This window comes from Acidaminococcus fermentans DSM 20731 (assembly GCF_000025305.1).
Lineage (GTDB): Bacteria > Bacillota > Negativicutes > Acidaminococcales > Acidaminococcaceae > Acidaminococcus > Acidaminococcus fermentans.
Genome location: NC_013740.1, coordinates 819,032 through 831,561 on the forward strand (window position 1 = coordinate 819,032; position 12,530 = coordinate 831,561).

Here is a 12,530-nt window from a genome sequence, read left to right on the forward strand (position 1 = left end):
GTAATTCGATTAAAAATCTTGTAAAAAATATAGATATACAATAATAGTTCTTGTATAATAGAGAAAAGAATTTTGAGAAACACAAGTGTATACTATGGATAGACTATTCATTACAGAAAAGTTTACAGTAAAACTGAGGGGAGTAAGGATGATGAGAAAACATTGGAATCCGATGATCGGGGCGGCCATTGCCCTGAGCCTGGGGGTCCTGCCTGCGGCGGTGGCCGGGGCAGCACCCAGCCGGGAAGAAGCTGCGGCCCTGCGGAATGTCCGTGAGCGGCAGAGTGATGCCTCCATGCTGCAGAACGAAGCCCGGAACCGGGCCCGGGCAGAAGCCCAGCGGGCTGCGGCGGCCACCGGGCAGATCGCGGTGGAAGAAACGGAACGGCCCAAATTGGATCTCCCGGATACCCTGAAAGTCCAGGTGAACGGTTTCAGGATCACCGGGCAGGATGTGATCCCGGAACCGGAACTCCAGGCCCTGCTGGCGGACAAAAAAGGCCAGCTGCTTACCTTCAAAGACCTCCAGGAGGGAGCCGACATTCTGACCCGGTACTTCCGGGGCAAAGGGTATCTGGTGGCTCACGCCTATCTGCCGGTACAGAAAATCAATGACGGTATTGTGGAATACACCGTTACCGTGGGAACCCTGGATGGCTTTACCATCAACAATCACACCAGCATCCACCAGGGAGCCCTGGAACGGGAAACCAACTTCCTGAAAAAGGAAAAATACCTTACCCGGGACAACCTGGAACGGGCCGTCTGGCTGCTCACCGACCTGGCCGGCGCCGATGCCAAGGCCACCCTCCAGAAAGGCTCCCAGCCCGGCAGCGTCCATGTGGTGCTGGATGTGGATGCATACAAGGGCAAACAGGGGCTCTTCACCGCCAGCAACTACGGCAGCCGGTCCATGGGGTACAACCAGTATTCCGTGAACTACGACTTCCTGAACCTGGCCCACGAAGGGGATCATCTAACCGCCAACCTGTCCACCTCCGGCCGGAAGATGTTCGACTGGGGACTGAACTACACCCTGCCGGTGATTCGGGACGGGTGGCGGTTGTCTGCCGGGTATAACGTGCTCAGCTACGATCTGGGAGATGAATTCGCCCAATACGACGGGGTGGGCCATTCCAAAGTGGCATCCCTTGGGCTGGATTATGCCATCCGCCGGAGCCGGAAGCACAACCTGTACGCCGGGATCCGCTACGAACACAGTGACATCAAGGACGAATACCGGAAAATCTGGAATTCCACCTATGGGGACAAAACCGGGGATGCCGGGGTACTGGCTCTTTACGGGGACGACGAGGACCCCCTGGGAGCCACTGACTGGCGGGTGGAATACAAATGGGGGAACATCACCAACGATGCCTTCTATTCCGACGACATCTACACCCGGTGGCTGGCCGGCAGCGACCGGACCAATGGCACCTATCACAAGGCCACCGGCTACATCCAGCGCCGGCAGAATATGAATGACCGGACGTACCTGCTGCTGACCGCCCGGGGCCAGTACGCCTTCTCCAACCTGGATTCGTCCGAACATTTCTACCTGGGCGGTCCTTACGGCCTGCGGGCCTATCCCACCAGTGAAGGGTCCGGGGACACGGGCTATCTGACCCGGGCGGAACTCCGCTGGCTGCTGCCCCTTAAAAAACAGGACCAGCAGCTGCACATGGCCTTCTACCTGGAGCATGGGGGCGTGTGGATGAACCACGACAGCAGCCTGACCCCGGCGGGAGAAAAGAACCACCGGAATCTCCAGGATGTGGGCATCGGGCTGATCTGGTCCCGGTATCAGGACTGGTTCGTCCGGGCGGATTATGCCTGGAGACTGGGGGCCGAAGAACCGGTCAGCGACACCAGCCACAAGAACGGCCATTTCTGGCTGATCGGCGGCGTTTACTTCTGATGGAACGAAACTTTACGGAGGAAAACCATGGATAACCATTTGAAATACAGCAGAAAATGGAAGAACAGCCTGACGGCCGGCGTACTGCTGGCCCTGGCGCTGGGGGGCACCGGCTATGCCATGCCCACCGGGGGCCAGATCCAGTCCGGCCAGGGAGCCATTGCCCAGGACGGGAAGAATATGACCGTGACCCAGAACAGCGGGAAAATGGCGGTGGACTGGACCCAGTTCAATATCGCCAAAGACGAAGCAGTGAAATTCGCCCAGCCCGGTCGGGACGCCGTGGCCCTGAACCGGATCACCGGGGGACAGAAATCCGTGATCGACGGGGCCCTTTCCGCCAACGGGAATCTGCTTTTGGTGAACCCCAACGGGGTGGTGTTCGGCAAGACCGCCACCGTAGACGTGGGGAGCCTGGTGGCTTCCACGGCCCAGCTGAACGATACCTTTATGAAGAGCTTCGCTGGCAGCACTGCCAACCTGAACCTGACCATCGGGGAGGGGAACACCAGCACCATCCTGAATGAAGGCACCATTGCGGCCCAGGGCGGCCTGGTGGCCCTCCATGCAGCCCAGGTGGAGAATACCGGCACCATCAGCAATCCGGGCGGTACCGTGGCCCTGGCTGCGGCCAAACAGCTGACCCTGTCTCCTGACGGCGACGGGAAACTGAATTACGCTGTAGACGGGGACCTGGCCCAGGCCAAAGCCCTGAACAGCGGCAGGATCCAGGCCGACGGGGGCTATGTGGTGATGACCGCCAAAAGTGCCCAGGATTTGCTGGGGACTGTGGTGAACAACACCGGAACTCTCGAAGCCAGGACCCTGCGAAAAGACGAAAAAGGCCAGATCCTCCTGGATGGGGGCAAGAGAGGCCAGGTGGAAGTGAGCGGTACCCTGGATGCCTCCGGCATGGAAGACGGACAGAGCGCAGGCAGCATCAAAGTCATCGGCCAGAAGACCATCGTCCACGATGACACCAACCTTATTGCCAAAGGCGATGTGGACGGGGGCAAGATCGAAACCTCCGGCGACGTGCTGAACCTGGGAGACGGGCTGACCATTGATGCGTCCGGTGTGAAGGGGAAACATGGGGAATGGCTGTTGGACCCGTTGGAAATCCTGATTCAGGATGAGCAGCCTCTTCAGGCTGCCGGTGATCAGAGTTTACCTACGGTGAATGGGGGGAAAGAAACCCAGATTACCTACAATGATCCTCCTTCTGCCACCCAGAATGCCGACGCCACCTACAGCTCTACCACTTGGATTAAAACCAGTAAAATTACGGATATTCTGAATGCCGGGACGGACGTAACCATCCAGGCTGCTTCCACCAGCCAGGCCGCCAGCATCACCGTGAATTCGGCCATCAAACCCAAGGTGAAAGAGGATAGGGAAGCTACCCTGACCCTGGAAGCCCAGCGGAATGTCACCATCAACAAAGAAATTGCGGCTGACAAAGACGGCGGCAAACTGAATGTGAAACTGAATTCCGATACGGACGGAGATGGGGTCGGTGCGGTCATCATCAATGCGGACATCTCTACCAATGGCGGTTTCTTCACTTCCGGAAGCGGCGGTACTGTAACGATTAAGGTACCGAATGGGACGGCCAATGGTGCCTATGCTGATACAGGATTAGAAGGTAAGGCCAATATTGCAGGACATACGGTTGGTACGTATTTCGGTTATGTTGTTCCAGAAGGGAAATCCGCTATTGATTTGTCAGGGGAACAAAACAATCGGAAAATCACGACCAATGGCGGAGCCATCACACTGGATGGGGAAGTGGCCATCGGCTTGAATGGCGGTGTCCTCACTTTAGATACCAGTAAAAAAGATGGGAGTCCCGTCGGTAACGTCAACATTACTGGAATTGTCAATTCTGGGAATAGTTATGATACCTATATTTACGGGACAGAAAAATGGAATCAACTGGTAGAAAAGCTGGTTCAGGAATACCTGGATCACAATTCCGTTCCTTCTTATCGTTTTGTAGGGATCAACTATACAAAAAAAATGCAGATGGGACGTACAGCTACACTACAGAAGCCAAATCTTTCGAACAAGGGGAATCCCATTATGCTTTCCATGAATTGAAACCTGGAGATGTGAATGGTACAAACTGGACTTACAAGGATTCAGAATCGACTCTGGATACCCAGCATACCCGCTGGTATGCAACGACTACGGCTGGAACAGGATACAACTCGTTCATCATGGAAGGGACTACTCCGGAAACTTCCCAGATGTCCATCAATGAATGGCTGATCTATTACCGGCGGACGGAGCCGGAGAATTATGCAGTAAAATATGCCAACGGCAACACCAATGCAAAGACCAATCTGGTGACCTATGATACGATTAAAAATGATGCCACCAAAATGGAAACGCTGAAAAGTGACATCAGTGCGCTCATTGCCCATAACTGGTTTGCCAGTGAAAAACTGGCCCAATCCGGTACTGGTGCTAATCCCGGGGACAGCTATCTGGCTACCATTACTACGGCACTGGAGAACTCCCTCTCCACTCCCAACTCCCAGAAAACCCTCTGGGTCGGTGGCATGGGGTCCGGTGTACGCAACAAGACCAACGATAAAAATACCAATCCCTATTCCCAGTATCCGGCCGATCCCAGCCATCAGGACGGATTCTATTGGGTGACCGGGCCCGAAGGGCTTGTCACCAATGAAAACGGGACGAAGGGAACAAAATTCTGGGACACCAGTAAATCTTACTGGAACAAAGATCTTAAAAAGTCCAATTATGGGGAACAGGTCTATGGCTATACCAAATGGTCCAGCTGGAGCGGCGGTGGACAGCCGGACAACAGCGCTCCCTTCCTGACTGTAGGCTATGGCAACAACAATGCCTGGGATGATGCTGCCATCGATGGGGGAACCACCGTAGGCTTCGTCCAGGAAACCAATCTGTACAACTCCAGCCTGAACATCAAGACGGACGGCGGCAAGGTCACCCTCCAGGGGGATCTCGGGAAATCTGTAGGTCTGGATACGGTCAAGATTGATGCCGGCTCTGGTTCTGTGACTACCGGTAATACTACTAATACGGCTACCAAATATAATCATGGTACCATCTATGCGGATCATGGTGTATATATCAATGGTGGTGAGGTAACCGTAGGCGGCGAAATCCATTCCGGCGGTACCAATGTGGAAGCCACGAGAAATGCAGACGCTTCCTTTAAGGAGTATCTGGACAACGTGACCATCCAGTCTTCCGGTAATCTGATCGTCCATGGGATTGAAGTCAATGCGTCTACTGATTCTAAAGGCAATACTACTTCCAGAACAGACGTAGAAGGCGGCAAAATCAAGCTGACTTCCACCGGCACCGAAGGCACCATCACACTGGGTGATGGGGTGGACTACAATGGGAAAAATACCAATGGCGGTGTGCTGAAAGCAGCCAGCACGACACAAGGCGCTGTCATTATCGACGCACAGGGAAGCAAAGGTGGATTTGTGAACAAGACCACTGCTGAGAATGCCATTGTCACCGGTGAAACAACAGATGCTAATGGTAAAAAAGTTACAGGCACCTGGCAGGTCTATAGTGCTTCTCCGGATAAGGATACTTTTGGAACCAATCTTAATAGTGGAACGGATGCCCAGTGGACTTCCATATCGGCTTCTAACACCATTGCCACGAAAAACAAATATGGCAAGACTCCCAACAGCTATTCCGATACTAGCAGCAACAAGTTCATCTTCCAGGCGACTCCGGTGATTACTCTCTACGCTGACGATTACCTGAAGACCTATGGCGATGAGGTTTCTGCTCATACGCTGAAAAAGCTCTTGCATGGCAAGGAAGTTTTTACTGGCCTGGATGGCCAAAAACATAATATGACGGATTATAGCTCTGCTTTCCAGGAAAAAGACTATACGGAGTATGTTTCCGGAGAGGATACAGTTACCGTTACCAGTGTTGGTTCGAACGCGACAGCTACCCGTATAGGCGGGAAGTATGAAGCTACTGAAAAGAGCGGTGCTGATGGTAAAAATGCTGTTTACGATTTGACGGTAAACTTGAATGATGCCAAGGCATTGGATGGATATGCCATTGATATGGAAAACGGCAAACTGGAAATCAAGAAACGTTCTGTCACCATTACCAGCTCCAGTGAACAGACATATGGGGACAAAACCTATACCTCTTGGAACGATAAAAAAAACGGATTTGCAAATGGCGATGAGAAGAACTTCACTTATGAGCATGGTATCAAGAGCGGAAGTGCTTACGAAACCAATCTGAATAAGACAACCGGTCGGACCACAGCAGATGCAGGAGAATATCAGAATTCTGTTTATTATAGCAATCCGACTATTTCCGGTAAAAAAAATGCCGATGGGACAGATGATAGCGACTTCTTCAACGAAAACTATACTTTCGATACCACCAACAGCATTGGTTCTATTAAAGTCAATAAAGCGGATCTGACCTTAACCCTGAAAGACGTTTCCACCACCTACGGGAAGGAGTTTGACGGCAAAACCTATGGGTATAAAAAGGATGCGGCGGATCTGCAGGGGCTGACCAACGGGGATGCCGCAACGGCCATCACCGATGTCCTCAAGGACAGCGATTTTACGTATGTGAACGGCGGGGCGAAATCCGATCCCGACAACCAAGCTGTCAAGACCCAGAACGCAGGCAGCTACCAGATCATCGGCAGCACCTCCAAGACCCTGGACAACTACAACATCAAAGTGGTGAAGCCGGGGACTTCTAAGGTGGAAAAAGCAACTCTGGTGGTAGACACGAAAGGGAACACCCGTACCTATGGTGATGTGACCAACGTGGCCGACGACGTGGCGAATGCAGCCAGCTTCCATGAGGCAGGCGGTACGAATCAGACGGTCAACGGGGATACGGTAGACAGTATCTTGAAAGAACTGAATCTGTCTACGGATTCCAAAGCGCAGATTAAGGATGAAAAAGGCAATGTGGTGAAAACCGGCAATGCCAACCTGGACGGTTATGATATCGATGCAACTTTCAAGACAGAACTTACGAACTACACAGTTACGAAAGGGAATGTAGGGAAGGAAAAAATCGAGAAAGCCGCTCTTGTAGTAGACACGAAAGGAGATACCCGGATTTACGGGGATGTGACCAACGTAGCCAAGGATGTGAAAAATGCAGCCAGCTTCCATGTGGCAGGCGGCACGGATCAGACGGTCAATGGGGATGCAGTAGACAGCATCCTGAGAGAACTGAACCTGACCACGTCCTCTGGTGCTCTGGTAACGGATACAACTGGCAAAATAAAGACAGGTGATGCCAATACGGATCCAGGCTATGACATCAAGGCGGCTTTCAACAAGGACCTGACGAACTATACGGTAACGAAAGGCGTCGTAGGGAAGGAAAAGATTCAGAAGGCCACTCTCCATTTGTCCACGGGTGACTATGAGGCAGCCTATGGGGCAGCAGATAAAGTAACAACGGACTTGCAGAGTGCTACTACGATTAAAGGCGAGACCAATGGGGATAAGTTGACTGACTTGGTTCCTCAAATCGGTATCAAGAATACTTCTGGAGCTCTTCTCAAAGAAGAAACCACTCCTGGCACGGGCAGAACTGCTGATGTGAAGTACAAAGCTGATGGAAAAACTCCGGATAGTTATGAAATTACCACGGAATTCAACAAGTCCTTGGACAACTACGATGTGGTACTGGATAAACCTGGTACCGTCACCCTGACCCCGGTGGCCATCACCGTGGATAACGAGATGATCCAGACCTACGGTTCGGCGGACCGGTCCTTCAAGGAAATCGCTACGCCGCCTCTGGTGAATGGGGATACCATTTCCACAGCTGGGCTCACCATGGCCCCCAAAGCTGGCGGGGCCTATGAAACCAACCGGGCCGGACGGACCACGGCGGATGTCGGAACCTACAAGGATGACCTGGCATTCAGCGGCGGCGGGATCGTCCATGAGGATGGAACCACCGAATCCAGCGGGAACTACAAAGTCACCATCAAAGGGGTCATCATCGTCAACAAGGCGGACCTCCACGTCAACACCAAGGATGTGACCACGCCTTTTGGCACCGTGAAGTTCACTACGTCCGGGGTGCAGGGCCTGACCAACGGGGACGAAAAGAACGTATCCGACCTGAAGTTCAACTACGGGTCCTACGGGAACGCCTACCTGGACAACAATTCCTACACCAACGCTCCCGGGCGGTATGAGTTCACCACGGAGACCACCAACCAGTACCTGGACTTCCTGAAAAACTACAACACCCTGGGCGGGGATGCCACGGTGACCATCACCCCGGTGGACAAACCGGTGAAGCCGGACATCACCCCGGAGAAACCCAATCCGGTGCCCGAAGGGAAAGGCGAAGTGGAAGAACCTTCCATGGACGATTTCCGTGGGGAAGAAGAACACCGGGACGGTGGACGGACCTGGTACCGGGAAAAGAAATCCATCCCCTTCTTCAAAGTGCTGGACGGCAAAGTGACCAACTACGGAACCTTTGACGTGGAAAGCATGCCGGAGAAGGTGGAGATCACTCCCAGCGGCATGCGGCTGCCGGAACCGGATCAGCCTGAGACCCAGCACCGGGAATACACCACCACCCTGACCCTGCCGGGCGGGGACGGGACCTACCGGCTGGTGTACAACGGAGTATCCTTCGATATCCACCCGGTAGATACAGCAGCCCGCCAGCTGCTGGAAGCAGGGGACCCGAAGAAAAACGAAGAACTGTCCGAAGCTGCCCTCCACACCGGGTTCCAGAAAATGGGCCTGGGGCTGGAAGACCTGAAGGCAGTGTATGTGAGATTCAATTGAATAAGGGTCGCGGACCGCGACCGGGGTGTGGAAATTTTCCACACCCCCTTTTTCTTTCCTCACAATATGGTATAATAATACGATATCTGTACAAAGGAGCGTTACATATGGAATCTTGGCTGCAAGTGAGTATAAAAGTCACCCATGAGGCTGTGGAAGCCGTGGCGGATCTGCTTCGGGAAGTGGGGGCCCGGAACGGGGTGGAAATCGAAGACCCTCTGCTGCTGAACCAGCTGCGGGAAAGCGCCACCTGGGAACTCTGCGACATTCCCCATCAGGAAAATACGGAGGTGGTCACCGTTTCCGCCTACTATCCGGAAAATGACCAGCTCCAGGAAAAACTGGATGCCATCGAACAGGGCCTCCAGACCATTGAAGAACGGATCGGGAAATTCCGCTTCGGGCCCACCCTGTTCCGGCAGATCAGTGAAAAGGACTGGGCCAACACCTGGAAACAGTACTTCCACACCACCAAAGTGGGAAAGAAAATCGTGATCAAACCTTCCTGGGAAACCTACGAACCCCAGGGGGAAGAAAAGGTCATCGCCCTGGATCCGGGCATGGCCTTTGGCACCGGCACCCATGCCACCACCAGCATGTGCATCCAGCGGCTGGAAGAACTGGTGACGCCGGATTGTGAAGTGTTCGATGTGGGCACCGGCAGCGGCATCCTGGCCATGGCAGCAGCTCTGTTGGGAGCCAAAACCATCCACGCGGTGGACATCGATGAAAAGGCCGTGGAAGTGGCCAGGGAGAACATTGCCCAGAACGGCCTCAGCGACCGGGTCACCGTGAACCAGGGGAACCTTTTGGATGGCACCCCGGGCCAGGCAGACCTGATCATTGCCAACATCATTGCGGACATCATCATCCTGGTGCTGCCGGAAGTGGCGGTGAAGCTGCGGCAGAACGGCCGGTTCCTGGCCAGCGGCATCATCGAGGAACGGCTGCCGGATGTGGAAAAAGCGGCGAAGGAAAACGGCTTCACCTTCCTGGATGTGAAACGGAAGGCGGGCTGGTGCGCCGTGACCATGGGAAAGGAAGACTGACGTGTACCGGTTCTTTGTACCCCGGGATTTCGGGGAAACCATGTCCATCGACGGGCAGGACGCCCATCACATCACCCATGTGCTCCGGATGAAGCTGGGGGAACAGCTCCAGATCGTCAGCCTGGACCAGGTGGCGGCAGTGATGAAAATCACCGGCTTCGGAGAAAACCGGGTAGACCTGGCCCTGGTGGAGACCCTGGAAAAAAGCCATGAACCTTCGGTGAAGGTGACCCTGATCCAGGGGCTGCCCAAACAGGACAAACTGGAATGGGTGATCCAGAAAGCCATCGAGCTGGGGGTCACGGAGATCCGCCCGGCCATCATGGACCATTCCGTGGTGAAGGTGGATCCGGCCAAGGCGGCCAAAAAACAGGAACGGTGGCAGAAAATCGCCGAAGCGGCGGCCAAGCAGAGCAAGCGGGACATCATTCCCCAGGTGGCCCTGCCGGCGAAATTCCGGGACATTGTGACCCAGTGCCCGGCGGAACTGAAGATCGTGGCCTATGAAGTGGAAGATACCCGGGGCATCCGGGAGGTGCTGGCAGCCCACAAGGACGCCCGAACCATCGCCTTCCTGATCGGCCCCGAAGGGGGCATTTCCAAGGACGAGTTCGCCCTGACCCAGGAACTGGGCTGGCATTCGGTGAGCCTGGGGCCCCGGATCATGCGGACGGAAACGGCGGCTCTGGCCACCCTGACGGCCATTATGTACGAAACAGGGAATTTGGGAGGATAAGGAAAACACAGCATGAAGAAAATCGCTTTTTATACACTGGGATGCAAGGTGAACCAGTCGGATACCGCATCCATGGAAAAACTCTTCCGGGATGCCGGGTTCCAGATCGTGGATTTTGAAGAGCCGGCGGACATCTGTCTCATCAACACCTGCGTGGTCACCAACATGGGCCAGAGCAAAAGCCGGAAAATCATCCACCGGGCGGCCCGGCGGGATCCCAAGCCTCTGATCGTGGTCACCGGCTGCTATCCCCAGACTTCTCCGGACGAAGTGGTCCACATCGACGGGGTGGACCTGATCATCGGCAACCAGGACCGGAGCAAAGTGGTGGAACTGGTCCGGGAACGGCTGGGAGAAAGCCCGGACGAAGCCCCCATCAATGCGGTCCACGACCTGCCGGTGGGACGGGAATTCGAAGAACTGGATGCGGCGGTGGATGCCAGCCGGAACCGGGCCTTCCTGAAGATCCAGGAAGGGTGCGACCAGTACTGCGCCTACTGCATCATCCCCTATGCCCGGGGCCATCTCCGTTCCCGGTCCCTGGACAACATCCGGGAAGAAGTGGCCAAACTGACGGCGGAACAGTACAAGGAAATCGTCCTCATCGGTATCCATCTGGGCTGCTACGGCAAGGAAATCCCCGGCGGTCCCCATCTTTCTGATGCGGTGAAGGCGGCCCTTTCCGCCGAGCCCCAGGTGCCCCGGCTGCGGCTGGGCAGCCTGGAAAGCGTGGAAGTGGAAGATGCCCTGCTGGACCTGATGGCCCGGGAGCCCCGGCTGTGCGCCCATCTCCATCTGCCCCTCCAGGCCGGCTGCGACAGCACCCTGGCCCGGATGCACCGTCCCTATGATACGGCCAAATTCGCCCAGCTGCTGGAAAAGATCCGGAGCCTGGTGCCCAATGTGGCCATTACCACGGACGTGATCGTGGGCTTCCCCGGCGAGACGGAAGAAGATTTCCAGGCTTCCCTGGACTTCATCCGCCAGTGCCGGTTCAGCAAGATCCACATCTTCCCTTATTCCCAGCGGAAGGGGACCCCGGCAGCGGTGATGCCGGACCAGATCTCCAACCAGGAAAAACAGGAACGGGTCCACCGGCTGGAAGAGGTGGACCGGGAAGGGAATCTGGCCTACCGGAAGGAACAGATCGGTCAGGAAAGCACCGTGCTCTGGGAACGCCGGAACAAAAACAACGGCCTGTGGGAAGGACTGACTCCCGGTTATGTGCGGGTGTACGCGGACAGCCCGGAAAACATGAAGGGAAAAATTTCTGCCGTTCGGCTGGAAAATCTCTTTGAGGACGGGCTGAAGGGTGGTATAATATAAGGGATTCCATGAACAGGGGGTGAGACTGTGACTGACTGCGTATTCTGCAAAATCGTTTCCGGGGAGATTCCCAGCAAACGGGTTTACGAAGATGACCAGGTGATCGTGATCAACGATCTGAATCCCGGGGCGCCGGTCCATGTGCTGGTGATTCCCAAGGAACATACGGAGAACATCCTCACCGCATCCCCTGAGATCCTGGTCCATGTGAAAAAGGTTCTGCCCGAAATCGTCAAGAAACTGGGCATTGCCGAAAAAGGATTCCGCGTTGTGGTGAACACCGGCGTGGAAGGGGGACAGACCGTGCCCCATCTGCATTTCCACATTTTAGGCGGAAAAGAATTGGGCTGGCCGCCCTGCTGAGAAAACAGCAGATTTTCTGTTGACAGAGACTGCGTTTTTACGGTATAATGGCTAGGTGTTAATGTTAAATTACACTTCCCGAAAGAGATCGTGGAGGGAGGGATATAGATGACTGAGATCAGAGTTGGCAAAACCGAATCTTTGGACAGCGCTCTGCGTCGTTTCAAACGGGCTACGCAGAAGGCTGGCGTTCTGTCCGAAGTGAGAAAACGCGAACATTATGAAAAACCCAGCGTAAGACGGAAAAAGAAGTCTGAAGCTGCTAGAAAACGCAAATCCAGATAATCTTCATTGACTTGATTTGGGGG

Annotated in this window: 8 protein-coding genes; all 8 read left to right on the forward strand. The window is 54.6% G+C overall.

The genetic code is table 11. The annotated features are described in order from the left end of the window. The first annotated feature begins 148 nt into the window (after positions 1-148). The 8 genes from ACFER_RS03705 (at position 149) to rpsU (ending at position 12,507) form a co-directional block, all read left to right on the forward strand. A complete protein-coding gene (locus tag ACFER_RS03705) occupies positions 149-1,918 on the forward strand; it encodes a ShlB/FhaC/HecB family hemolysin secretion/activation protein (RefSeq protein ID WP_012938088.1) in 1,770 nt (589 codons plus the stop codon). 27 nt (positions 1,919-1,945) lie between these two features. Beyond that, complete coding sequence (locus ACFER_RS03710; protein ID WP_012938089.1) at positions 1,946-4,018, forward strand: two-partner secretion domain-containing protein; 2,073 nt, start codon at positions 1,946-1,948, stop codon at positions 4,016-4,018. 11 nt (positions 4,019-4,029) lie between these two features. Beyond that, positions 4,030-8,748 (forward strand): hypothetical protein, encoded by a 4,719-nt coding sequence (locus tag ACFER_RS03715; RefSeq protein ID WP_148213910.1) that lies wholly within the window; start codon positions 4,030-4,032, stop codon positions 8,746-8,748. A gap of 107 nt (positions 8,749-8,855) precedes the next feature. Further along, positions 8,856-9,797, forward strand: a complete 942-nt coding sequence (gene prmA, locus ACFER_RS03720; RefSeq protein WP_012938091.1) for a 50S ribosomal protein L11 methyltransferase — start codon at positions 8,856-8,858, stop codon at positions 9,795-9,797. Between the two features lies 1 nt (position 9,798). Further along, the gene (locus tag ACFER_RS03725) at positions 9,799-10,533 is read left to right on the forward strand and encodes a 16S rRNA (uracil(1498)-N(3))-methyltransferase (RefSeq protein WP_012938092.1); all 735 of its coding nucleotides are present in this window, start codon (positions 9,799-9,801) and stop codon (positions 10,531-10,533) included. Between the two features lie 12 nt (positions 10,534-10,545). Then, positions 10,546-11,859, forward strand: coding sequence for a tRNA (N(6)-L-threonylcarbamoyladenosine(37)-C(2))-methylthiotransferase MtaB (gene mtaB, locus ACFER_RS03730; protein WP_012938093.1), 1,314 nt, complete (start codon positions 10,546-10,548; stop codon positions 11,857-11,859). 27 nt (positions 11,860-11,886) lie between these two features. Then, positions 11,887-12,222, forward strand: coding sequence for a histidine triad nucleotide-binding protein (locus ACFER_RS03735; protein WP_012938094.1), 336 nt, complete (start codon positions 11,887-11,889; stop codon positions 12,220-12,222). Positions 12,223-12,330: 108 nt separating this feature from the next. After that, a complete protein-coding gene (gene rpsU, locus ACFER_RS03740; RefSeq protein ID WP_012938095.1) occupies positions 12,331-12,507 on the forward strand; it encodes a 30S ribosomal protein S21 in 177 nt (58 codons plus the stop codon). Positions 12,508-12,530 lie beyond the last annotated feature (23 nt).